This is a genomic window from Streptomyces sp. NPDC087787 (assembly GCF_044743035.1).
Taxonomy (GTDB): Bacteria; Actinomycetota; Actinomycetes; order Streptomycetales; family Streptomycetaceae; genus Streptomyces.
The window spans coordinates 78983-102272 of record NZ_JBIUVQ010000010.1 but is presented as its reverse complement, the minus strand read 5'-3'; the positions used below and the strand labels follow the sequence as shown (position 1 = coordinate 102272).

At 71.3% G+C, this 23290-nt stretch carries 17 protein-coding genes; 5 read left to right on the top strand and 12 right to left on the bottom strand.

The genetic code is table 11. From position 1 onward, the window contains the following. Positions 1–49 precede the first annotated feature (49 nt). The gene (locus ACIOWN_RS17810; protein ID WP_401982692.1) at positions 50–1714 is read left to right on the top strand and encodes an ATP-binding protein; all 1665 of its coding nucleotides are present in this window, start codon (positions 50–52) and stop codon (positions 1712–1714) included. Continuing rightward, positions 1711–2391 carry a response regulator gene (locus ACIOWN_RS17805; RefSeq protein WP_362354575.1) on the top strand — a complete coding sequence of 227 codons (681 nt, stop codon included), beginning with the start codon at positions 1711–1713 and terminating at the stop codon, positions 2389–2391. Before ACIOWN_RS17810 ends, ACIOWN_RS17805 begins: the two co-directional genes overlap by 4 nt. Before the next feature lie 51 nt (positions 2392–2442). Here the strand turns inward: ACIOWN_RS17805 and ACIOWN_RS17800 are convergent, their stop codons facing one another. From ACIOWN_RS17800 to ACIOWN_RS17790, 3 genes are all read right to left on the bottom strand, one after another. Beyond that, positions 2443–3492, bottom strand: coding sequence for an ABC transporter substrate-binding protein (locus tag ACIOWN_RS17800; RefSeq protein ID WP_401982690.1), 1050 nt, complete (start codon positions 3490–3492; stop codon positions 2443–2445). Between the two features lie 82 nt (positions 3493–3574). Beyond that, on the bottom strand, positions 3575–4438 hold the full coding sequence (locus ACIOWN_RS17795) for an ABC transporter permease (RefSeq protein ID WP_362354571.1): 864 nt from the start codon (positions 4436–4438) through the stop codon (positions 3575–3577). Next, on the bottom strand, positions 4428–5243 hold the full coding sequence (locus ACIOWN_RS17790) for an ABC transporter ATP-binding protein (RefSeq protein ID WP_362354569.1): 816 nt from the start codon (positions 5241–5243) through the stop codon (positions 4428–4430). Before ACIOWN_RS17790 ends, ACIOWN_RS17795 begins: the two co-directional genes overlap by 11 nt. Positions 5244–5403: 160 nt before the next feature. On the opposite strand from ACIOWN_RS17790, the gene ACIOWN_RS17785 reads away from it, so the two are divergent. Beyond that, positions 5404–6093 carry a response regulator gene (locus ACIOWN_RS17785; protein ID WP_362354567.1) on the top strand — a complete coding sequence of 230 codons (690 nt, stop codon included), beginning with the start codon at positions 5404–5406 and terminating at the stop codon, positions 6091–6093. Positions 6094–6125: 32 nt separating this feature from the next. On the opposite strand, the gene ACIOWN_RS17780 is transcribed toward ACIOWN_RS17785, so the two are convergent. The 3 genes from ACIOWN_RS17780 to ACIOWN_RS17770 all read right to left on the bottom strand — a co-directional run bounded on the left by ACIOWN_RS17780 (position 6126) and on the right by ACIOWN_RS17770 (position 10505). Next, a complete protein-coding gene (locus ACIOWN_RS17780) occupies positions 6126–7718 on the bottom strand; it encodes a cation acetate symporter (protein WP_401982689.1) in 1593 nt (530 codons plus the stop codon). Next, positions 7715–8269 carry a DUF485 domain-containing protein gene (locus tag ACIOWN_RS17775; protein WP_401982688.1) on the bottom strand — a complete coding sequence of 185 codons (555 nt, stop codon included), beginning with the start codon at positions 8267–8269 and terminating at the stop codon, positions 7715–7717. Before ACIOWN_RS17775 ends, ACIOWN_RS17780 begins: the two co-directional genes overlap by 4 nt. Before the next feature lie 112 nt (positions 8270–8381). After that, the gene (locus ACIOWN_RS17770) at positions 8382–10505 is read right to left on the bottom strand and encodes a type IIA DNA topoisomerase subunit B (protein WP_401982687.1); all 2124 of its coding nucleotides are present in this window, start codon (positions 10503–10505) and stop codon (positions 8382–8384) included. Between the two features lie 442 nt (positions 10506–10947). On the opposite strand from ACIOWN_RS17770, the gene ACIOWN_RS17765 reads away from it, so the two are divergent. Further along, complete coding sequence (locus tag ACIOWN_RS17765) at positions 10948–11178, top strand: hypothetical protein (protein ID WP_141357618.1); 231 nt, start codon at positions 10948–10950, stop codon at positions 11176–11178. A 100-nt stretch (positions 11179–11278) separates the two neighbouring features. Here ACIOWN_RS17765 and ACIOWN_RS17760 read toward each other — a convergent pair whose 3' ends face one another. The 6 genes from ACIOWN_RS17760 to ACIOWN_RS17735 all read right to left on the bottom strand — a co-directional run bounded on the left by ACIOWN_RS17760 (position 11279) and on the right by ACIOWN_RS17735 (position 20939). Next, positions 11279–12136 carry a S1 family peptidase gene (locus tag ACIOWN_RS17760; RefSeq protein ID WP_401982685.1) on the bottom strand — a complete coding sequence of 286 codons (858 nt, stop codon included), beginning with the start codon at positions 12134–12136 and terminating at the stop codon, positions 11279–11281. Between the two features lie 134 nt (positions 12137–12270). Beyond that, positions 12271–13812, bottom strand: a complete 1542-nt coding sequence (locus tag ACIOWN_RS17755) for an RNA polymerase sigma factor (protein ID WP_362354557.1) — start codon at positions 13810–13812, stop codon at positions 12271–12273. 702 nt (positions 13813–14514) lie between these two features. Continuing rightward, on the bottom strand, positions 14515–15402 hold the full coding sequence (locus ACIOWN_RS17750) for a FadR/GntR family transcriptional regulator (RefSeq protein WP_362354555.1): 888 nt from the start codon (positions 15400–15402) through the stop codon (positions 14515–14517). A 162-nt stretch (positions 15403–15564) separates the two neighbouring features. Then, positions 15565–18264 (bottom strand): ATP-binding cassette domain-containing protein, encoded by a 2700-nt coding sequence (locus ACIOWN_RS17745; RefSeq protein ID WP_401982683.1) that lies wholly within the window; start codon positions 18262–18264, stop codon positions 15565–15567. 151 nt (positions 18265–18415) lie between these two features. Then, positions 18416–19174: an NUDIX hydrolase gene (locus ACIOWN_RS17740; RefSeq protein ID WP_362354551.1), complete on the bottom strand. Its 759-nt coding sequence runs from the start codon at positions 19172–19174 to the stop codon at positions 18416–18418. 106 nt (positions 19175–19280) lie between these two features. Further along, positions 19281–20939 carry a DUF4192 domain-containing protein gene (locus ACIOWN_RS17735; RefSeq protein ID WP_401982681.1) on the bottom strand — a complete coding sequence of 553 codons (1659 nt, stop codon included), beginning with the start codon at positions 20937–20939 and terminating at the stop codon, positions 19281–19283. A 154-nt stretch (positions 20940–21093) separates the two neighbouring features. Here ACIOWN_RS17735 and ACIOWN_RS17730 point away from each other — a divergent pair, with 154 nt between their 5' ends. Beyond that, positions 21094–23259, top strand: coding sequence for a RecQ family ATP-dependent DNA helicase (locus tag ACIOWN_RS17730; protein WP_401982679.1), 2166 nt, complete (start codon positions 21094–21096; stop codon positions 23257–23259). The last annotated feature ends 31 nt before the right edge of the window (positions 23260–23290 follow it).

Sequence of the window (23290 nt, the reverse complement as noted above, 5' to 3'; positions counted from 1 at the left end):
CCGGGAACAGCCCGGGAACGGCCCGGCGTCCCGACGTACTGTCATGGCCATGAGCGCCACTCCTCCCGCCCGCCGCCGGCGGCTGGGCCTGCCGCGACGTGTCTTCTCGCAGGTGCTGCTGATGCAGCTGGCGATCGCCGCGGGAGTCGCCGTGCTCGCGACCGGCCTGTTCCTCGCGCCGCTGAGCCACCAACTGGACGACCAGGCGATGCGCCGCGCCCTCGCCATCGCCGAGACCACCGCCGAGAACCGGCAGATCGCCCAGGACCTCCAGCACACCGTCCCGACCGTCGACGGCCCCGTGCAGCAGGAGGCGGAGCGGATCCGGAGGGCGACCGGCGCCGAGTACGTCGTCGTGATGGACAGACGGGGCATGCGCTGGTCGCACACGGATCCGAAGCAGATCGGCCGGCACGTGTCGACGAGTGCGAAGTCGGTCCTGGCCGGCCGGAAGGTCATGGAGATCGACACCGGCACGCTGGGCCGCTCGGCCCGCGGCAAGGTGCCCCTGTACGACGGCGGCCACCACATCGTGGGCGCGGTCTCGGTCGGCATCGCCTACGACAGCGTGCGCGGCAAGCTGATCGACGCCATTCCGGGCCTGCTCGCCTACGCCGGCGGCGCCCTGGCCGTGGGCGCGCTGGCGGCGTGGCTGGTCTCCCGGCGGGTCCAGCGGCAGACGAGGGACCTCGCCTTCTCGGACATCGCGGCCCTGCTCGCCGAACGCGAGGCCATGCTGCACGGCATCCGGGAGGGGGTCGTGGCCCTGGACCGCGGCGGGCGGATCCGGCTGCTCAACGACGAGGCGCAGCGGCTGCTCGGCCTCGGCGACGAGGCGGTGGGCCGGTCGCTCGACGAGGCGCTCGGGGCGGGACGTACGACCGACGTCCTGGCCGGGCGGGTGACGGGCACGGACCTGCTCACGGTGCGCGGGCAGCGCGTCCTGGTCGCCAACCGGATGCCGACCGACGACGGAGGCGCCGTCGCGACCCTGCGCGACCGCACCGAACTGGAGGAGCTGGGCCGGGAGCTGGACTCGACGCGCGGCCTGATCGACGCCCTGCGCGCCCAGGACCACGAGCACGCCAACCGCATGCACACCCTGCTCGGGCTGCTGGAGCTGGAGATGTACGACGACGCCGTGGACTTCGTCGGCGAGGTGGTCGGCGACCACCGGGCCACCACCGAACAGGTCACCGAGAAGATTCAGGATCCGCTGCTCGCCGCCCTGCTGGTCGGCAAGGCGACCGTCGCGGCCGAGCGCGGGGTCGCGCTGTGGCTGTCGGACCGCACGCACCTGCCGGACCGGCTCGTCGACCCCAGGGGGCTGGTGACGATCGTCGGCAACCTGGTCGACAACGCGCTGGACGCGGTCGCCGGGACTCCACACGCGCGTGTGGAGGGCGAACTACGCGCGACAGGACGTGCCGCCGTGCTCCGGGTGCGCGACACCGGGCCCGGAATCCCGGCGGGGCGGCGCGACCTGATCTTCACGGAGGGGTGGTCCACCAAGCAGCCGCCGGCACACGGCAGGCGCGGTATAGGTCTGTCCCTGGTGCGCAGGCTCGCCGAGCGGCAGGGCGGAACCGTCACGGTGGGCGAGGCGCCCGGCGGCGGAGCGGAGTTCACGGTCGTACTGCCCGAGGCGCTCGCCGAGGCGGAGCCCATGCCGGTGGCCGCCCTCGGCGCCGGGACCGGCGAGGAGGAACGGTGATCGACGTCCTGGTCGTGGACGACGACGTCCGGGTGGCGCGGATCAACGCCGCCTATGTCAAGAAGGTACGGGGCTTCCGTGTCGCCGCTGAGGCGCACACCGCCGCCGACGCCCTGCACCTGCTGGAGACGCTGCCGCGGCTCGACCTGGTCCTCATGGACCACTGCCTGCCCGACGACACGGGCCTGTCGGTCGTGCGGGAGATGCGCAGCCGCGGCATCGGGACCGACGTGATCATGGTGACGGCGGCCCGTGACGTGTCGACCGTGCAGGCGGCGATGCGGCACGGTGCGCTGCAGTACCTGATCAAGCCGTTCACCTTCGCCGGGCTGCGGTCCAGACTGGAGGCCTACGCGGCGCTGCGCCGCACCCTGGACAGTGGCGGAGAAGCCGAACAGGCCGAGGTCGACCGGCTCTTCGGGGCACTGTCGGCGCCGCCGGAGCCCACCGTGCCCAAGGGCCACTCCCCCGCGACCGTCGAACTCGTCCGCCGGACCCTGATGGGGGCCGCCGGGCCCCTGTCGGCCCACGAGGTCGCCGAGCGGACCGGGGTGAGCCGGCAGACCGCCCAGCGCTGCCTGAAGTTCCTGGAGCGCACCGGACGGGTCCGGCTGACGCTGAAGTACGGCGGCGCGGGCCGCCCTGAACACCGTTATGTGTGGGCGGCCCGCGCCTGAGGCCACGGCTCCGGGGGGAGGGGAAGGCCGTGGCCCCCTTGCATACGGATCTCAGCCCTTGGCCTTCTCAACGAACTCGGTGGTGTAGGTCTTGCTCAGGTCCACGTCGTGCTTCTGGATGTTGGGGTTGAACGCCTTGAGCACCTTCTCGACGGTCTCGGGGCCGTTCTGCGGCATCACGCCGTCGTTGGTGAACATCGGCAGCGTGCTCTTGATCGCCTCCGCGTACAGCGTCTTGTTGCCCTGGGAGTAGTCGGCGGGCATCTTGGCGGCGATCTCGTCGGCGCTGTGGGTGGACATCCACTTGAGCGTCTTCACGAACGCGTTGGCCAGCTTCTGGGTGGTCTCCTTGTGACTGTTGACCCAGTCCGTCTGCATGTACAGGCTGGACGACGGGTACGGGCCGCCGAGCGCCTCCTGCGAGCCCTCGGGCGTGCGCATGTCGATGAGGACCTTGCCCGCCTTCCTCTCCAGGATCGTCGCGACGGTCGGATCGGTCGTCATGCCGGCGTCGATGGACCCCTGCTCGAGTGCGGCGATGAAGGTCGGCCCCGCACCGACGGCGACCGGACTGAACTCGCTGACCTTCACACCGTTCTTGACCGCCAGGTACTTGGTGAGGAAGTCGGTCGAGGAACCCAGGCCGGTGACGCCGAGCTTCCTGCCCTTGAAGTCCTTCGGCGAAGTGATCTTGTCCGCCGCCTTGGTGGAGACGACCTCCACCTCACCGGGCGCGTGCGAGAACTGCACCACGGACTCGACGTACTTGCCGTGGGTCTGGAGGTCCAGGGTGTGGTCGTAGAAGCCGACGGCGCCCTGGACCTGGCCGGAGACGAGTGCGGTCTCGGCCTGGACACCGGCGGGCTCGCTCAGCAGCTCGACGTTCAGGCCCTCCTCGGTGAAGTAGCCGAGGCGCTGGGCGAGCATCGCGGGCAGGTAGATGACCTTGTCCAGGCCACCCACCATGATCTTGACCTTCTCCCCCTTGCCTCCTCCGCCGCTGCCGGTGGAGCTCGCCGCCTCGTTGGCGCAGGCGGTGAGGGAGGACAGGGCGAGCAGGCCGGCGGCGGCCGAGGCGGCGAATCTGGTGCTCTTGCGCATGAGGGTCACGTCCTTGAGAGAAAAGGCGGTACGGGAAGCGAGGTGCGGGGGGCTGGGAGGGGAGCCGGAGCGGCGGCGGACGTCAGTCCCCGGAGCCCGCCGGCTTCCAGCGGAAGATGCGGCGCTCGGCGAAGGTGAGCAGTCCCTCGGCGACGAGCGCGACCGCGGCGAGAATGACCATGGCGGCGTACACGCCGGCCGCGTTGAAGTTGCCCTGGGACGCCGCGACGAGCAGGCCGATGCCCTTGGTGGCGCCGATGTACTCGCCGACGATGGCGCCGATGAGGGCGAAGCCGAAGCTGACGTGCAGGCTGGTGAAGATCCATGAGGTCGCGGACGGGATGACCACCTGGAAGGTGACCCTGCGGTCGCTCGCGCCAAGGATCCGCGCGTTGGCCACCAGGTTGCGGTCGACCTCCCGGGCGCCCTGGAAGGCGTTGAAGAACACCGGGAAGAACACGAGGACCACGGCCGAGGCGATCTTGGAGAGCGGTCCGAGCCCGAACCAGATCACGAAGATCGGGGCCAGGACGATCCGCGGGAGGGAGTTGAGCACCTTGATGTAGGGGCCGAGGACATCCGCGAGGAAGGTGATACGTCCGAGCGCGATACCGAGGACCACACCGACCGCCACGCCGAGCACCCAGCCGATCAGCGCCTCGTAGAGCGTGTACCAGATCTGCTCACCCAGTGAGCCCTGTGCGGTGCCGTGCGTGATCCAGGTCCAGATCTGGTCCCAGATCTGCGAGGGCATGGAGAAGTTGAACGGGTCGATGGCCTTGGCCCGGGAGAGCGCCTCCCACAGGCCGAGCACGGCCACCAGCACCAGGGCGCGGGCGGAGCCGACGACCACCTTGCGTCTGCGGGCGGCGCGGGCCCTGGAATGCGCCCGATCCGAGGTCTTGACCGTTTCGGCGACCGGAGTGCTGAGGACCTCAGGCGACATGGGCGGAACCTCTTTCACGGGTGATGCGGACCTCTTCGCCGAGCGACTCCCAGATCTCGCGGTAGATGTCGATGAACTCCGGCTGGAGGCGCACCTGCTCGACCTTGCGCGGCCGCGGCAGGGCGATGTCGAAGACCTGCTTCACGGTCGCGGGGCCGGCGGTCATGACGACGACCTTGTCGGCCAGGGCGATGGCCTCCTCCAGGTCGTGGGTGACGAAGACGACCGAGGCGCCCGTGCCCTCCCACAGTTCGAGGAGTTCGTCCGACATCAGCGCCCGCGTCTGCACGTCGAGCGCCGAGAACGGCTCGTCCATCAGCAGGATCTCGGGGTCGTTGACAAAGGTGGCGGCGAGGGCGACGCGCTTGCGCTGACCGCCGGAGAGCTGGTGCGGGTAGCGGTCCTCGAAGGCGGCGAGTCCGACCCTGGCCAGCCAGGCGCGGGCCTTCTCCTTCGCCTCGGCCTTCGGCAGGCCGCGGAATCGCGGCCCGGCCATCACGTTGGACAGCACCGAGCGCCAGGGGAAGGTGGCGTCCTGCTGGAAGACGAAGCCGACCTTCCCGCCGACGCCCTGAACCGGCTCGCCGGCCACCAGCACATCGCCCTCGGTGGGCTCCTCCAGCCCGCTGACGAGGGTCAGAGTGGTCGACTTGCCACAGCCGGTCGGGCCGACCACGGCCACGAACTCGCCGCGCCGCACGGTGAGGTCGAGGTCCCTGACGGCCGTGTGCAGGCCCCCTGACGGGGTCCTGAACGTTTTGCTCGCGCCCCGTAGTTCGATGGCGGGGCTGGTGTCTGCGCTCATGGCCCGGGACGGTAGATGTGTCCCCGGCCACAGCAGCAGTCTTCTGAGCGCAAGCCGTTCTTTTGCTCGCAAGCACCTGTTGTGCTCGTTTTGCTCGCGCTACAACAGCGGAGCCCGACAACAGCTCAACGCCCGCCTGGCCTTGAGGGAAAGAGGCCCGATGATTGACGTCCTGGTGGTCGACGACGACTTCCGTGTCGCCGAAATAAACGCCAAGTACGTGGGAAAGGTTCCCGGTTACCGGGTGGCCGCCCGCGCGCACAGTGCCGCGCAGGCCCTGTCCACCGTGGAGCGCGACGGCATCGACCTGGTCCTGCTCGACCACTACCTGCCCGACCGCACGGGTCTGGAACTGGTCAACCGCATGCGGGAACAGGGCATCGGCACCGACGTCATCATGATCACGGCAGCCGGCGACGTGGCGACCGTCCAGCAGGCGATGCGCTTGGGCGCGCTGCACTACCTGGTCAAACCGTTCACCTTCGCCGCGCTGCGCAGCCGCCTGGAGTCCTACGCCGCCCTGCGCCGCACCGTCGACCGGGTCGGGCGCGGCGTCACCGGGCAGGAGCAGGTGGACCGGATCTTCGGCGCCCTGCGCACCTCGCCCGCGCCCGCGTCCCCGGGGCTGCCCAGCGGCCAGTCGGAACCGACCACTGACCTCATCTGCGGTGTCCTGCACCGCGCCGGCCAGCCCCTGTCCGCCCACGAGGTGGCCGCCCGCACCGGCCTGAGCCGCTCCACCGCCCAGCGCTACCTGCGCCACCTGGAACAGGCCGGACGCCTGCGCCTGTCCCTGAAGTACGGCGACACGGGACGGCCGGAGCACCGCTACGCGTGGGTGGCGCCCTAGCCGGCACGTACGGGGTTACGGGCCCCGTGCCTCTACACGGCCCCCGCCCCCGTCAGCGACCGCACCTCCGTCTCGGCGTGCCTGGCCTCGTCCGGGGCCTCGGTGGAGGTGACGGTGCCCAGCCAGCCTGCGAGGAACCCCAGCGGGACGGAGACGATGCCGGGGTTCTCCAGCGGGAAGAGCTGGAAGTCGACGCCAGGGAACAGCGCATCGGGGCTGCCGGAGACCACCGGGGAGAGCACGACGAGCCCGAGCGCGGGAACCAGACCGCCGTACACGGCCCACACCGCGCCGCGGGTCGTGAAGCCGCGCCAGAACAGGGAGTACAGCAGCACCGGCAGGTTCGCCGAGGCGGCGACGGCGAACGCGAGACCCACCAGGAAGGCCACGTTGAGATTGCGGGCGAGCAGGCCGAGGGCGATCGCGACCACGCCGATGCCGACCGCGGCGACGCGCGCCACGGCCACCTCGCTGCGCTGCCGGGCGCCACGACGCCGCAGCGACGCGTACAGGTCGTGGGCCACCGACGCGGAGGAGGCGAGCGTGATCCCGGCGACCACCGCGAGGATCGTGGCGAAGGCGACCGCGGCCACCACCGCGAACAGCACTGTCCCCGCCGTGGAGTCGGCGCCGCCGCCGAGGTCGAGGGCCAGCAGCGGGACCGCCGTGTTCCCGGCCGCGTTGGACCCGCGCAGGGCGTCAGGACCGACGATCGCGGCCGCGCCGAAGCCGAGGACGATCGCCATCAGGTAGAAGCCGCCGATCAGCCCGATGGACCAGATCACCGAGCGCCGGGCGGCCCGCGCGGTCGGCACGGTGTAGAAGCGGGACAGGATGTGCGGCAGCCCCGCCGTGCCGAGCACCAGCGCCAGTCCGAGACTGATGAAGTCCAGGCGCGAGGTCGGGTCCCCGCCGTACTTCAGTCCGGGCACCAGGAAGGCGCCCCCGTGACCGCTGCGCTCGGCCGCGGTGAGCAGCAGCAGGTCGATGTCGCCGTGGAACCTGACCAGGACGAGCACGGTCAGCACGACGGTGCCGCCCAGCATCAGGACCGCCTTGACGATCTGGATCCAGGTGGTGGCCCGCATCCCTCCCAACGACACGTAGATCACCATCAGCGCGCCGACGCCGATGACGGTCCAGGCCTGCACCCCCGCACCGGTCCGGCCCAGGAGCAGCGCCACCAGGCTGCCCGCGCCCACCATCTGCGCCACCAGGTACAGAACGGACACGGTGACCGAGGAGGTTCCCGCCGCGATCCGCGCCGGCCGCGCGCTCATCCGCGCCGCGACCACGTCGGCGAGCGTGAAGCGCCCGCAGTTGCGGACCAGTTCGGCGACGAGGAAGAGCACGACCAGCCAGGCCACGAAGAAGCCCACCACGTACAGAACACCGTCGTAGCCGAACAGGGCGATCAGACCGGGGACGCCCAGGAAGGAGGCGGCCGACGCGTAGTCGCCCGCGACGGCGAAACCGTTCTCCATCGGCGAGAACAGCCGCCCGCCCACGTAGAACTCCTCCGCCGATCCGTGCCGGTTGCGGCTCACCCAGGTGGTGATCCCCAGGGTGACCGCCACGAACACGCTGAACAGGACCAGCGCCAGGGTCTGGTGGTTGCCGGTCACGAGACACCACCGCCCACGCCGCGCGTCAGCTCCTGGGTGTCCCAGCGCAGTTCGAGGGCCGCACGGTCCCTGCGCAGCCGTGCGTGCCGGGCGTAGGCCCAGGCGAGGAGGAAGGTGCTGAGGAACTGCCCGAGGCCCGCCAGCATCCCCACGTTCACCACGCCCGCCACCGGCCGCGCCATGAACCCCGGCGCGGTCGTCGCGGTCACGACGTAGCCCACGTACCAGGCGAGGAAGAGGGCGACCGCCGGCATCACGAACCTCCGGTAGCGGCTGCGCACCTCCTGGAACGCCGGGCTGCGCTGCACCTCGAGGTACGCGGCGGCCGCCGCGCCGTCCCCCGGTCCGGTCCGATCCTCGCGGCGGGCCGCCGGTACCGGTGCGTCGGGGGCCGCCGTGCCGTTGCCGTCACCCCAGCCGGAGGCCAGCGCGTCGTACCAGGGGTCGCGGTATCTGATGTCCCCGGACTCCGGGCCCGGGCCTTCGTCGGTCCCGGGCACGTTCCCGGGACCGCCCCCGCCGGCGCGGAGGCGGTCGTTGCTTGACTGCATGCCCAAGGATGGACAGAACCGGAAGTTCCCTGACTTCTCTTCCCTCCGGTCTTCACCCCATCAGGTGACACGCCCCGGCTGTGCGTTGCGCGCCCTACGCCTCCTACGCGCCTTAGGCGTCGATGCGCGAGCGGTCCAGGGTCGCGGCGGAGCTCGCGATGAACTCCTTGCGGGGTGCCACGTCGTTGCCCATCAGGAGGTCGAAGACCTGCTCGGCGGCCTCCAGGTCGGAGAGGTTGATCCGGCGCAGGGTGCGGTGGCGCGGGTCCATGGTGGTCTCCGCGAGCTGGTCGGCGTCCATCTCACCGAGGCCCTTGTAGCGCTGGATCGAGTCCTTGTAGCGCACGCCCTTGCTCTGGAACTCGAGCAGCTTGTCGCGCAGCTCCCGGTCCGAGTAGGTGTAGACGTACTTGTCCTGGCCCTTCTTCGGCTGGATCAGCTCGATGCGGTGCAGCGGCGGCACCGCGGCGAACACCCGGCCCGCCTCGACCATGGGGCGCATGTAGCGGTGGAACAGCGTCAGGAGCAGGGTCCGGATGTGGGAGCCGTCGACATCGGCGTCGGTCATCATGATGATCTTGCCGTAGCGGGCCGCGTCGATGTCGAAGGTCCGGCCGGATCCGGCTCCTATGACCTGGATGATCGCGCCGCACTCGGCGTTCTTCAGCATGTCCGTGACGGACGACTTCTGCACGTTGAGGATCTTGCCGCGGATGGGCAGCAGCGCCTGGAACTCGGAGTTCCGCGCCAGCTTCGCCGTGCCGAGCGCGGAGTCGCCCTCGACGATGAACAGCTCGCTGCGGTCGACGTCGTCGCTCCGGCAGTCGGCGAGCTTGGCGGGCAGCGAGGAGGACTCCAGGGCCGTCTTGCGGCGCTGCGCGTCCTTGTGCTGGCGGGCCGCGATGCGCGTGCGGGCCGCGGCGACGGCCTTCTCCAGCACCACGCGCGCCTGCTGCGCGGCGTCGCGCTTGGTGGAGGTCAGGAACTCCTTGAGCTCCTTGGTGATGACGTTGTTCACGATCCGGCGGGCCGCCGAGGTGCCGAGGACCTCCTTGGTCTGCCCCTCGAACTGGGGCTCTGCCAGGCGGACCGTGACGACCGCGGTGAGGCCCTCCAGGGCGTCGTCCTTGACGATGTCGTCCTCGGCGACGCGCAGCATCTTCTTGGCGCGCAGCACCTCGTTCATGGTCTTGGCGACGGCCTGCTCGAAGCCGGCCACGTGCGTGCCGCCCTTGGGGGTGGCGATGATGTTGACGAAGGACCGCAGGGTGGTGTCGTAGCCGGTCCCCCAGCGCATGGCGACGTCCACGCCGAGCTCGCGGGTGACCTCGGTGGGCGTCATCTGGCCGTGGTCGTCGAGGACCGGGACCGTCTCCTTGAAGGTCCCGTGCCCGGTGAAGCGGAGCACGTCGCAGACGGCCCTGTCGCTCGCCAGGTACTCGCAGAACTCGCTGATGCCGCCGTCGTAGCGGAAGGACTCCTCGCCCTTGCTGCCGCCCTCGCCGAGGCCGTACTCGTCACGGACGACGATGGTCAGCCCGGGCACCAGGAACGCCGTCTGGCGGGCGCGCTGGTGCAGGTTCTCCAGGGAGAGCCTGGCGTCCTTCAGGAAGATCTGGCGGTCGGCCCAGTAGCGCACGCGGGTGCCGCTGCGGGACTTGGGGATCTTCCTGGCCTTGCGCAGTCCGCTCCCGGGCTCGAACCTGGCCTCGGGCCCGCCCGTCGTGAACGCGCCGGGCACACCGCGCCGGAAGCTGATGGCGTGGGTGTGGCCGCCCCGGTCCACCTCGACGTCCAGCCGGGCGGACAGGGCGTTGACCACGGAGGCGCCGACGCCGTGCAGACCGCCGGAGGCGGCGTACGAGCCGCCGCCGAACTTTCCGCCGGCGTGCAGCTTGGTCATCACGACCTCGACGCCGGACAGGCCCGTCTTGGGCTCGACGTCGACCGGGATGCCGCGGCCGTTGTCCCGCACCTCCACCGAGCCGTCGTCGTGCAGCACGACGTCGATGTGGTCGCAGTAGCCGCCGAGGGCCTCGTCGACGGAGTTGTCGATGATCTCCCACAGGCAGTGCATCAGACCGCGGCTGTCGGTCGACCCGATGTACATGCCCGGGCGCTTGCGCACGGCCTCGAGCCCCTCGAGGACGAGCAGGTGCCGAGCGGTGTAGTTGGAACCGTCGCGGTCTGCTCCTGCCAGCAGCGCTGTGGACGGCACGGACGTCTCGGCGGTCACGCGGTTCGCTCCTCGCTGAATTTCAGATGTGGCCCTGTTGGGTAAGGGCGCGGCCTGGGTAGCCGCTCAGAGGGTACCGAGGCCTGGTAGAGCCCTTGTAACGCAACCCTCGGCAGGAACACAGACTAGTAGAGGGTCGCATACACGTTCGATCCTTCATCCGAGTGAAGCACATATCACGTTCCCTTCGAGGCATGAACCATTTAGGCTCCGGGCACGTCCTCATGAACAACCGGCAAGCCGGCCGGGGAGGGCCGACCATGACCGAGAGCGCGAACCCGTACGACACATAGACACGCAATACGGCACATTCGCCGCCAAACCGGCAGCAGCCTGCCGCCCCGAAGAAGATTTTTCGAGGAAAAGCCACGATCGGGAACGTTTGGGGCTGGTTGGATGTTGACCCTGGTACGACAGCTCGTCGAGCTAGAGAAGAGGCGACGTGACTACTGTTCTGACCCCCGCGAGCCCACTGACGGCCGCTGATCGCTGCGACCGCTGCGGCGCCCAGGCATACCTGCGCGTCGTCCTGCTGAGCGGCGGAGAACTGCTCTTCTGCGCCCACCACGGTCGCAAGTTCGAGCCAGAACTCAAGAAGATCGCCGCTGAGATACAGGACGAGACCGAGCGCCTGACCTCCGTTCCGGCGAACGCCTCCGAGGAAGAGCGCTGACCCTCCCGCCCGACGAGCGAGCTCCGGCACAGGCCGACGAACGGGCGGTCGCCCCTGGCACCCAGGAGCGACCGCCCGTCCTCGTGACCGGCGATGCCGGTCAGGACTCGCCGGACGGCGGGTGCGGCGCCTTCTTGCCGACCCGGCCCAGCGCCCGGACCACCTCGGAGACGCGCGTGTAGACACCGGGGCCCCCGGCGCGCCCGCAGCCGCTGCCCCACGACACGAGCCCGATCAGGCGCCCCTGCGCGACCAGCGGGCCCCCGCTGTCCCCCTGGCACGCGTCCCGGCCCCCAGCGGTCTCTCCCGCACAGAGCATGCTCTCGGGCTGGTACGTGCCCTCACCGCCGCCCGGATAGGCCTGCCGGCACTCCTCGTCCCGCAGGACGTGCACAGGCGCCCCATGCAGGCTGTGGGCATAGGCGGCGGTACCCGTGGTGTCCCCCCACCCGTAGACCGTGGCGCTCGTACCCGGCGTGTACGCCGGGTCACCCGCGGCAGCCATGGGGACAACGGCGTTCTCCGGCATGGGCTCGGCAAGAGTGAGCACGGCGAAGTCACCGGCATTGGTGGCGGGGTCGTAGTGCGGATTGACCCAGGTGGACCGCACGGGGACCTCCTTGCCCTGGTCGGAGAGCAGATCCGTACGGCCCGTGATCACCTTCAGATCCGGCGCCGGCGGCGCGCCCACGGCCGCTCTGGCCAGACAGTGGGCCGCGGTGAGCACCTCGGTACGCCCGATGGCCACGCCCCCGCAGAACTGCCCCGCGCGGGTGCCTCCGAACCGGTCACGGCTGGAGAGCGCCACGGTCCACGGACTCTGCGAGACATCGACGGGGAAACCGCCGATGACAACGCTGTCAGCGGCTACGGGTGCGGCCGCTGACAGCGGTATCGCGGCTCCCGCGGCTGCCAGGACCAGCGGCCCGATCAGGGCACGGGCAGAACGGCGTCGCATGGGTGCTCCTCACTCTCGGACGATCACGGAACACCCAGAGTCATGCACAGTGACGCGACGCGCAGCACGAGGACCCGGCCCCCTGGGGAACCGGGCCCTCGGTGTCATACGACCGGACCAGTCGAAGTACCGGACTAGTCGAGGTAGTCGCGCAGCACCTGCGAGCGCGACGGGTGGCGCAGCTTCGACATGGTCTTGGACTCGATCTGGCGGATCCGCTCACGCGTGACGCCGTAGACCTTGCCGATCTCGTCGAGGGTCTTCGGCTGGCCGTCGGTGAGACCGAAGCGCATGGAGACGACGCCTGCCTCGCGCTCGGACAGGGTGTCCAGGACCGAGTGCAGCTGTTCCTGGAGCAGCGTGAAGCTGACCGCGTCGGCCGGGACGACCGCCTCGGAGTCCTCGATGAGGTCACCGAACTCGCTGTCGCCGTCCTCGCCCAGCGGGGTGTGCAGCGAGATGGGCTCGCGGCCGTACTTCTGGACCTCGATGACCTTCTCCGGGGTCATGTCGAGCTCCTTGGCCAGCTCCTCCGGGGTGGGCTCACGGCCCAGGTCCTGGAGCATCTGGCGCTGCACGCGCGCGAGCTTGTTGATGACCTCGACCATGTGCACCGGGATACGGATGGTGCGGGCCTGGTCGGCCATCGCCCGGGTGATCGCCTGACGGATCCACCAGGTGGCGTACGTGGAGAACTTGTAGCCCTTGGTGTAGTCGAACTTCTCCACCGCGCGGATCAGACCGAGGTTGCCCTCCTGGATGAGGTCCAGGAAGAGCATGCCGCGGCCGGTGTAACGCTTGGCCAGGGAGACCACCAGACGGAGGTTGGCCTCCAGCAGGTGGTTCTTGGCGCGGCGGCCGTCCTCGGCGATGATCTCCAGCTCGCGCTTGAGCTTGGGGGCGAGCTTGTCGGAGTTGGCCAGCTTGTCCTCGGCGAAGAGGCCCGCCTCGATGCGCTTGGCCAGCTCCACTTCCTGCTCGGCGTTGAGCAGGGGAACCTTGCCGATCTGCTTGAGGTAGTCCTTCACCGGGTCGGCGGTGGCGCCGGCCGCGGCGACCTGCTGGGCCGGCGCGTCGTCCTCGTCCTCGTCGGAGAGCACGAAGCCGGCGCTCTCGGTGCCCTCGGGCTCCTCGGCGCCCTTGGCCTCCTCGAGCACCTCTTCCTCGAGGAGCTCGACGTCGTCCTTCTTGGCGGCGGTGGTCTTCTTGGCAGCCGTCTTCTTGGCGGCCGTGGTCTTCTTGGCCACCGCCTTCTTGGCGGCGGTCGTCTTCTTGGCAGCGGCCTTCTTCGCGGGGGCCTCTTCCTCAGCGGGCGCGCCGGCGGTGGGCGCCGCCGGGGCAGCGGTGGCGGTGGCCTTCCTGGTGGTCACCGTCTTCGCCGCGACCGTCTTGGTGGCGGTGCGCTTGGCCGGGCTCTTCGCTGCGACGCTCTTGCGGGTGCGCTTGTTGGGCTCCGCGGCACTGACCATCAGCGTCACACCCTCTTCCTCGAGGATCTGGTTGAGGCTGCGCAGTACGTTCTTCCACTGAGTGGCCGGAATCTGGTCAGCTTCGAAGGCCCGACGCACATCGTCGCCGGCGATCTGCCCCTCAGCCTTTCCCCGCTCAATGAGCGCCATGACAGAGACGGACTCGGCGATCTCCGGCGGGAGCGTACGGGATGTGCTGGCCGACACGAACAACCTCTCGGAACGTTGGAAAACGGCTTCCGGCCCCGTCCGTCATGGACAGGAGCCGACCACCGGCCTGGGGATTGGGCCGACGGCGCGGGCGGGGGGCCGGGAAGTTGCACAGCGCCGTACATCGGCGTCCGTATTCCCTCCTCGGCTGTCACCTCTTAGGTCATCGCGTTGTACCCAGGAGTGTTACGCCCAATCTGCGTGGCCCCAGTCACACCCCGTAAGTGCGTAAAAAGGGTCAGAGATGGGCAGATGGAGTCGGAGTCGGGTACCCGCTGCGGTGACGAACCCACAGGCGGCTCAACCCTGTCACGTTCGGCTCCGCGGGTTCGCGGCGGGGGCGGCGTACCGGTCGGCCGGTCTGCGGCAGGTCGGCGCCCTCGGTCGGCCGTACGGCGACGGGAGCGGGTCACACGGTCGGCCGGGGCGCGACGGGCTGCGCGCGCGGTCGGCCGGTGTGCGACAAAGGCGGTGCCTGCGGTCGGCCGGTCCACTGGGGCGATGCCCGCGGTCAGCCGGTGGGCGACGGGCCGATTCCCGCCGTCAGCCGGCCTTCGGCGCGAGCCGTGCCCGCGGTCAGCCGGTGTGCGGCGTGGGTGACACCCACGGCCGGCCGGCGACCCGCCTCTCGCGGGAGCCCGCCGGAGGACGGCAGGGCCCGGGCCGTGCCGCCCACGCAGGGACCTGTGCTCGCGCGGTTCAGTGCTCGCGCGGCGCGGGAACCACCCGTTCGACCTCGGGGTGCACCGTGAGCAGTTGACGCATGGCGCCTTCCGCCGCGGTGCCGTCGCCGGCCACGACCGCGTCGACGATGCGGGCGTGCTGGGCGAGGGAGGCCTCGTTCGGCCGGTCGCAGCCCGTGACGGGCCCGCCGGACACCTGGAGGGCGGCCGAGACGATCCCGGAGAGGTGGTCCAGCATCCGGTTGCCCGCGATCTGGATGAGCAGCGAGTGGAACTCGGCATCCGCACGGGAGAAGGTGAGCGCGTCACCCTGCCCCAGGGCGTGCCCCATGATCTCGACCATGTCGGACAGGCGCTGGTGGATGTCCTCGCGGCCGTGCCCGGCGGCGAGACGCGCGGCGAGCGGCTCGATCGTCCAGCGCAGTTCGCTGAGCTCGCGGCGCTGGTCGTCGCGCTGCGGCCCGAAGGCCCGCCATTCGATGATGTCCGGGTCCAGGAGATTCCAGTCGCTGACCGGGCGCACCCGCGTCCCGACGTTCGGGCGGGCGCTGACCAGGCCCTTGGCCTCCAGCACGCGGAGCGACTCGCGGACGACGGTGCGGGAGACCTCGAAGCGCTGGCCGATCTCCTCGGGCACCAGCGGACGGTCGGCGCCCAGGTCCCCGGAGACGATCATCTGACCCAGCTGCTGGACGAGTTGGCCGTGCAGTCCGCGTCCGCGGCTGCCCGCGGTACGCCGGCCCACGCGCCCCAGTTCCGGGTCGGCGCCCTCCCAGGCGGGGCTCGCGACGCGGTCGGGGACGGGCGCCTCGGCGTAGGGGTATCGGTCGAGTTCGCCCGGGCCGACGAGACCGGAGTCTGTGGAGCGGGCGGCGGTCATCATGGTGTGCGCAAGGGTACTCACGGATCTTTTGTCGGCGTCGTCTCCAACTCCCTTGAGGTCTTTGGTGAAAAGCACACGAAAGGGTGATCGCTCACTTCGCCTCAATTGACGCCTTATCGGAAAGAAATGGGCTCTCCCTGGGAAGTTGCTTACGGAGCCCGACCGAAAGGGAGCGAACCCCTGTCATCGGGTCCGGCTCCGCAGCGCCGTCAGCAGGTAGGCGCACAGCAGCGCGCCGAGCGTCAACGCAAGAGCCCCGCCCAGGGGTTGGGCGATCAGCCGCGCCGCGGCGGCCACGTAGCGGTCACCGCCGAAGGGCCACTGGAACAGGTGGACCCGGCGCAGCCGGACGGGAAGACCGGCTGCGTCCCACACCCTGCCTCCGAACGCCTTCTCCACCAGGGGCACGACGAGCACCGGTACGGAGAGCACGGCCGCGAGCCCCGCCGTGGTGGACCGGAACACCCCCGCGGCCAGCACCCCGGCCCAGGCGCAGCCGGCCACGAGGCACAGCCAACTCGCGCTCAGCGAGAGCCAGTCGCCCGGAACCCGGGCGAGTTCCTGCCCGTACACGACATAGAGCACCTCGGCGTCGCAGCCCACCGTGAGGAAGGCGAGCACCAACGCGGTCGCGGTGGCCACGGTCAGCTTCGCGGCGAGCAGTCCCAGCCGGCGGGGGACGGTGCCACGGTCCGCCGCCAGCGCGGGGTGACGGAACTCGTCCCCGAAGGCGAACGCCCCGAGCAGCCCGGCGCCGAGCGCCGCCGGCGGCAGAGGCAGTTGCCGCGGCCACGCCGCCAGCAGCCGAGGCTGCGGAGCATGTCCCATCCGCCCCATGACCAGAGCCGTGAGGACGGAACAGACGAGGACCACGGCACTGACGTAGAAGCCGGTGCCGACCCCGGTGGCCCGGCGCAGCTCGTACCGCAGGGGCCGCAGGGGGCCGGCACCGGGCCGGACGGAGATGGGGGGTGGCAGGGGGGACGAACCGTCGATGCCGACGTTCTCGGCGGGGCGGGGGGTCGGGATGGACGGGTGGGGGTGTGCGGGGTGGTCGGTCGCCGAAGGCACGGGGGCGGGGCGATGTGCGGGGGCGGGGTGCGCGGTCGTCCGCCGGGTGGCCGGGGGCTGGTCGGGGCGCGTGGTCGCCGAGGCGGCTTCGTCCGCCGTATCAGCACGCGCAGACGGTTCTTCGGAGAGCGAGGAGGCGCTGGTGGCGCGGGGGGCGGTGTCGGCCACCTCAGGGGTGGCGGCGGAGGCGGCCTTCGGCTCGGAACCGGTGGTCGAGCCGCGGGCTTCGGGAGCGACGGTCGAGCCGCAGGCTTCGGGGGCCGTGGCCGAGTCACGGGCTCCGGGGGCGGTGGCCGAGTCACGGGCTCCGGGGGCGGTGGCCGAGTCACGGGCTCCGGGGGCGGTGGCCGAGTCACGGGCCTCGAAACCGGCGGTGGTGCCGGGGGCTTCGGGACCGTTGGCCGGGGCGAGGGGCAGAGAAGCGTGGGCAACGGTGCTGCCCTCGGAGCCGGTGGCCGTTCCCGGCGCCTGGGAATCGTGGGCGCGGCCCGGACCGCCGGGGCCGATGGTGGACCCCGAGGCGCCGACGCCGGTGAGGGCAACGGGGTCGCCAGGGCCGGCGTTGGTGCCCGGAGCCCCGGAACCGGTCGTAGGATCCGCGCCGTCGGCGGTACGAGTGGCGGGCCTCCCGTCACCGGAGCCGGCCGCAGGGAGCAGGCTCCCCATGTGAGCTACGGGAGAAGCGACCCTCGCCCGCGGTTCCAGGGCAGAGCCGAGGCCTTGCGCCGTACCGGACGCGCTCTTCGGGCGCCTGGTGGCAGGCGACTCCCCCGGATGCGACTCCCCCGGGTGCGGGTCGGCGGAACTGCCGTCTGTGGGCGAAGAGGCCAGCGCGCCACCCTCTTTCCCGCCACCCTCTTCGCTGTCCCCGAGCCGCGCCCCCGCGTCCACCACCGATGGCGCTGCACCGGCACCGGCGCCCATGTCCCCTACCTCGTGGGCGAGTTGATGGATGAGGATGCCGTGGCGGAACGCGACCTCGCCGACATCGGCACACGTACTGCCGTAGACGGACAGACGGTTGCCGGTCTCGCGTACGACTTCGACGGAGCGACGGGCGGTACGGGCCTCCTTGGCCAGGAGGGCACCGAGTCGGGCGGCGTGCGGGCTGCGCACGCTGACGCGGGGACGCAGCCGGTGGCGGGCGAAGTCCGCGGCCTCCTGATCGGCGACGAGCCTGCCGCGTTCGAGCGTGACGACGCGGTCGGCGGTGCGGGCCGCCTCCTTGGGGTCCGCCGTGGTGAACAGGACCGTACCGCCCTGGTTCGCATGGGCCCGCAGCACACCGTGCAGCCAACGGCCTTCCCGCACGGCCAGTCCGTCGGCGGGGGCGTCGAGCACCAGCGTGTGCGGGTCGGCCAGCATGACGCAGGCCAGCCCCAGCCGGCGGTCCATCCCCCGGGACAGGGTGCCAATTCGCTCGTCCCGGAAGCTGACGAGCCCGACGACCTCGAGGACTTCGTCGGCGCGCCGCACCGGAAGCCCCGCCGCGGCGCACAGCATGCGCAGATGGCCACGGACCGTGCGCGCGGGGTGTCCCGGAACGTCGCCCAGAAGAACGCCGACCTCGCGCGAGGGATGAGCGATGCGGTGCAGGGGGCGGCCCTCGAAGTAGGTGGTGCCGCAGCCCTGTTGAAGCTCGAGCATGAGTCTGAGCGTCGTCGTCTTGCCCGAGCCCGCCGTTCCGAGGAGCGCGGTGACACGGCCCGCGTGCGCTTCGAAGGAGACGTCGTCGACGGAGGGCGGAAGGTCCTTACGGGAGTCGCTGGTCAGTCCGAAGGCCTGGATCACCGCAGCAAGATAGCGCGTCATGTCCGCTTTTTTCGGGTATCGCGCCTCGCTTTCGGCAACCGTTCGGCGTTACTCGCCTTCCTCCTCCCACACGGTCAACTGGATCGGTACTTCGTACCGGCGTCCGGCTTGGCGAACACACCTACTCACGACGGCGACGGGCGGACGAGGGTCAGACCTCCGGGCGCAGCATCGGCGGGTTGAGCAGCGTGGCTCCCCCGGCCCGGAAGAGCTGGGCCGGCCGGCCGCCCTGGCGGGTGGTCGTCCCTCCGGTCGGCACGAGGAAGCCCGGGGTGCCCGTCACCTTGCGGTGGAAGTTGCGCGGATCCAGGGCCACGCCCCACACCCCCTCGTAGACACGGCGCAGTTCACCGACGGTGAACTCCGGCGGACAGAACGCGGTCGCCAGCGACGAGTACTCGATCTTCGAACGGGCGCGCTCCACTCCGTCCGCGAGGATCTGGGCGTGATCGAAGGCCAGCGGCGCCACCGGCTCTCCGTCACGGCCGTAGCCGCCCTGGCGCAGCAGCTCCTCCACGGGCGCCCAACGAGCGTGGTCGGCATCGCCACCCGCCCGGGGCGCCGGCAGATCCGGAGCCAGGGCGAGATGAGCGACGCTGACGACCCTCATCCGCGGGTCACGCTTCGGGTCGCCGTAGGTCGCCAGCTGCTCCAGGTGCGCGCCGTTGTCCTGGACCGGGGCGAACGGGTCGTGTACGCGCAGTCCGGTCTCCTCGGCCAGTTCCCGCGCCGCCGCCTGCGCCAGATCCTCGTCTTCCCGTACGAACCCTCCGGGAAGCGCCCACCGGCCCTGGAACGGCGGCTCACCCCTGCGCACCGCCAGCGCGCACAGAGAATGGCGGCGCACGGTCAGCACGACCAGGTCAACGGTGACGGCGAAAGGCGGAAAGGCTGACGGGTCGTAGGGCATGTCGCGATCATAGTCGTCTGCCTGACGATAAACACTCCCTTCGCCGGTCCCGACGATGGCTGATCCGCATCGGTCCTCCCCCTTTCACGAGCCTGTGCGCGTTCCTTCACCGGCGCTTCCCGGAGGCACCGCTCCCCCGGTCGGCACCCGGCCTGCCGGCACCTCGGCGGCGAGGGCCACCCCGTCCTGAAGTGCGCGTACCCGGACGACCCGTCGACCTGGCGGGCCCCGGGCACGCTCGGTCCGTCCGCGAGGTCGCGGGGCGCGACCCGGCCGGGACGGGTCCATCCGCGGGCCTCGGACGACCACGGCCGGACGCGGGGTCCGGCGCCCCCGAGGCAGCGCCGCCCCCTGTCCAGCTCGCCTCCTGCGGGCCCACGGCATCCCCGCTGACCGCGGTGGCCACGGTGTCCTCGGTGGCCACGGCGTCCCCGGCGTCCTCGGCGTCCCCGGATGTCGCGGTGACCGCAGTGATCGCAGTGACCGTGTCGTCAGCCCTGGTGGCCGGTTCGCCCTGGTGGGCCTCGGCCCCGGCCGCCGCCGCTGCCGCCCCGGTCGCTTCCGTGACGGCGCCGGCGTCCGCCGCTGTCGACCCCGCCCGTCCCCGGCGCTCCGCCCGCAGGCAGCGCCGGACCGACTCGGGGTCCAGGCCTTCGTTGCAGGCCTGGTGCAGCAGACGGGCGAAGAGGTAGTCGGGGTCCGCACCCAGCGCCATGGCCAGCGCCTCGCGGGCCTCCAACTGGTCCCCGGCCGACCACGCCACCCAGCCGGCGAGGGTCAGGGGAGCCGCGGCGTGCTCTCCGTACGGACCGACACAACGTCGGGCGAGCGCCCGCCACAGCCGCAGTGCCGGACCGGCCTCGTCCCCCTCCATCCACTCCGCCGCGCGGTCCCGTGTCGTACGGTCCTGAAGGCCCAGGATCAGCGACGCCGCTTCCTCGTGATCGAGCAGCTGGTCGTCGTGGAGGTCCGCGCGGGCGGCACCGGGCACGAAGGGCGCCTCGGCGAACCGGGTCATGACGCGCTCGGCGAGCCGCAGGGTCTCCTCGGCCACCGCCACACGCTCCGCCTCGTCGAGAATCCTGGGCACCAGGGACAGTCCCGCGGTGTCCAGGGCGATCTCCTGCTCCAGGGCCGCGGCGGTCTCCCAGGGCAGCAGCCTGGCCCGCAGTTCCCTCAGGCTGCCCCTGACCTGGACGCCCGCGTAGGCCGCCGCGGCGGCCAGCACGGAGGTTCCGGGGAGCCCCATGGGCAGTCCGTCGTCGGGGCAGCATCCGTCGGTCGGGCAGCAGTACGACCAGAAGCGCCCGCCGGAGATGCACAGTGCCTCGATCACGGGGACGTCGAGGTGGCCGCATTCCGTACGCAGCTTCTGGGCCAGCGGCTCCAGCCGCCGTACGACGTCCCGGCCCGACTCGCCCGCCGCCGGCTCCTGGCAGAGGAAGGCCACCATCTGCCCGGGCTTGGCTCCTCTGCGCTCGCTGCCCGTGATCAGGCCGTGGGCCAGCTGGCGGGCCGCGAACGGCCAGTCGTCACTGCTGGCCGGAATGCCGACCCGGGCGCGGCCGCCGAACCGGCCGCGCCCGCCCCGGTCGTTCAGCGCGACCAGGACGACGCTGTCCTCGGGACGGTACCCGAGCAGATAGGGCAGCGCGTCCGCGAGTTCGGCGGGGGTGCGGAGGGTGACCTGGTGCACGGCGTCGGATCCGTCGTACGCGATGTCCCCGTTTTCGAAGGGTCCGGCCGTTTCGCTGTGATTCGTCATGTGCCGACGATCTCGCGGAATGCAAAAGTCCGCTCGGGCCTGTGGACAACTCTGGACGAGGACACGTCAGTCGCAGCCCGCGTGCCGGCTTCGACGCGCCTGCCCCGGCTCCGGGCTTTCCCGGTTGTCAGTGCCGTCCTGTTGTATGGAACCCATGGAGCACACGAGCAACGCCGACCTCCGGAAGGCGGCCGACGCGGTCCTCGCCCGTCTGGTCGGCGACAGCACGGGCACGGCCCGCCTGCGCGAGGACCAGTGGAAGGCGATCGAGGCCCTCGTCGCCGACCGGCGCCGGGCCCTGGTGGTGCAGCGCACCGGCTGGGGCAAGTCCGCGGTCTACTTCGTGGCCACCTCCCTGCTCCGGGCGCGCGGCAGCGGCCCCACCGTGATCGTCTCCCCGCTGCTCGCCCTCATGCGCAACCAGGTCGAGGCCGCGGCCCGCGCCGGCATCCACGCCCGGACGATCAACTCGGCCAACACCGAGGAGTGGGACACCGTTCAGGACGAGATCGCCGAAGGGGCGGTCGACGTCCTGCTGGTCAGCCCCGAACGGCTCAACAACCCGGACTTCCGCGACCAGGTCCTGCCCAAGCTCGCCGCGGCGACGGGACTCCTGGTGGTCGACGAGGCGCACTGCATCTCCGACTGGGGCCACGACTTCCGCCCGGACTACCGGCGGCTGCGCACCATGCTCACCGAGCTCCCGCCCGGTGTCCCCGTCCTCGCCACCACCGCCACCGCCAACGCGCGCGTGACCGCGGACGTCGCGGAACAGCTGGGGACCGGCGACGCCTTCGACACCCTGGTGCTGCGTGGCCCGCTGGATCGGGAGAGCCTCAGCCTGGGCGTGCTGCGGCTGCCGGACGCCGCCCACCGGATGGCCTGGCTCGCCGACCACCTCGGCGACCTGCCGGGTTCCGGAATCGTCTACACGCTCACGGTGGCGGCGGCCGAGGAGGTCACGGCCTTCCTGCGGCAGCGCGGCCACACGGTCGCGTCCTACACGGGCAAGACGGAGAACGCCGACCGGCAGCAGGCCGAGGAGGACCTGCTCGCGAACAAGGTCAAGGCCCTGGTCGCCACCTCGGCACTGGGCATGGGCTTCGACAAGCCCGACCTCGGCTTCGTCGTGCATCTGGGGTCGCCGTCCTCCCCCATCGCCTACTACCAGCAGGTGGGCCGCGCGGGCCGCGGCGTGAAGCACGCCGAGGTGCTCCTGCTTCCCGGGAAGGAGGACGAGGCGATCTGGGAGTACTTCGCGTCGCTCGCCTTCCCCTCCGAGGATCTGGTGCGCCGCACCCTCGACGTACTCGCCCGCGCGCAGGGGCCGCTGTCACTGCCCGCCCTGGAGCCCCTGGTCGAGCTGCGCCGTTCCCGGCTGGAGGCGATGCTCAAGGTGCTCGACGTGGACGGAGCGGTCAAGCGGGTCAAGGGCGGCTGGATCGCGACCGGCCGGCCGTGGACGTACGACGCGCAGCGCTACGAGTGGGTCGCGCGGCAGCGGGAGGCCGAACAGCAGGCGATGCGCGAGTACGCGGCGACGACGGACTGCCGCATGGAGTTCCTGCAGCGCCGGCTCGACGACGACACCGCCAGGCCCTGCGGCCGCTGCGACAACTGCGCGGGGGCCCGCTTCACCGCGGACACCACCACCGCGGCCCTGGACGCCGCGCGCGTGGACCTCGGCCGGGCCGGTGTGGAGGTACAGCCCCGCCGTATGTGGCCGACGGGCCTGCCGGCGGTCGGCGTCGATCTCAGGGGACGGATCCCGGCCGGTGAACAGGCCGCTGAGGGACGGGCTTTGGGACGGCTCTCCGACATCGGCTGGGGCAACCGACTTCGGCCGATGTTCGCGGCCGACGCCTCCGACGCTCCCCTGCCGGAGGACGTGGCACGTGCCGTGGTGGGCGTGCTGGCAGACTGGGCGAAGGGCCCCGGCGGCTGGGCCCCGGGCGCGGTGGACGCGCGGCCGCGCCCGGTCGGCGTCGTCACCATGCCCTCCCGCACCCGGCCCCGGCTGATCCACTCCCTGGGCGCGCACATCGCGGAGGTCGGCCGGCTGCCGCTGCTGGGCGGCGTGGAGTACACGCCGGACGCGCGGCGGGTGCCGCGGAGCAACAGCGCCCAGCGTCTGAAGGCACTGGACGGGGCACTGACCGTACCGCCGGCCCTGGTCTCCGCCCTTGCCGCCGGCCCCGGCCCGTTGCTGCTCGTGGACGACTTCACCGAGACCGGCTGGACCCTCGCGGTCGCCGCCCGCCTGCTCAGAAGGTCCGGCGCACAGGCGGTGATGCCACTGGTCCTGGCGGTGCAGGGCTGATGGGACATCTCTGCGGCCACATGAACGACGC

What these genes read in the sequence shown, in the direction of transcription:
- ACIOWN_RS17735 (WP_401982681.1), bottom strand. Translation starts at nt 20,939, where the DNA reads ATGACGAATCACAGCGAAACGGCCGGACCCTTCGAAAACGGGGACATC.
- ACIOWN_RS17745 (WP_401982683.1), bottom strand. Translation starts at nt 18,264, where the DNA reads ATGACGCGCTATCTTGCTGCGGTGATCCAGGCCTTCGGACTGACCAGC.
- ACIOWN_RS17795 (WP_362354571.1), bottom strand. Translation starts at nt 4,438, where the DNA reads ATGTCGCCTGAGGTCCTCAGCACTCCGGTCGCCGAAACGGTCAAGACC.
- ACIOWN_RS17740 (WP_362354551.1), bottom strand. Translation starts at nt 19,174, where the DNA reads ATGCCCTACGACCCGTCAGCCTTTCCGCCTTTCGCCGTCACCGTTGAC.
- ACIOWN_RS17730 (WP_401982679.1), top strand. Translation starts at nt 21,094, where the DNA reads ATGGAGCACACGAGCAACGCCGACCTCCGGAAGGCGGCCGACGCGGTC.
- ACIOWN_RS17760 (WP_401982685.1), bottom strand. Translation starts at nt 12,136, where the DNA reads ATGCGACGCCGTTCTGCCCGTGCCCTGATCGGGCCGCTGGTCCTGGCA.
- ACIOWN_RS17800 (WP_401982690.1), bottom strand. Translation starts at nt 3,492, where the DNA reads ATGCGCAAGAGCACCAGATTCGCCGCCTCGGCCGCCGCCGGCCTGCTC.
- ACIOWN_RS17810 (WP_401982692.1), top strand. Translation starts at nt 50, where the DNA reads ATGAGCGCCACTCCTCCCGCCCGCCGCCGGCGGCTGGGCCTGCCGCGA.
- ACIOWN_RS17790 (WP_362354569.1), bottom strand. Translation starts at nt 5,243, where the DNA reads ATGAGCGCAGACACCAGCCCCGCCATCGAACTACGGGGCGCGAGCAAA.
- ACIOWN_RS17785 (WP_362354567.1), top strand. Translation starts at nt 5,404, where the DNA reads ATGATTGACGTCCTGGTGGTCGACGACGACTTCCGTGTCGCCGAAATA.
- ACIOWN_RS17775 (WP_401982688.1), bottom strand. Translation starts at nt 8,269, where the DNA reads ATGCAGTCAAGCAACGACCGCCTCCGCGCCGGCGGGGGCGGTCCCGGG.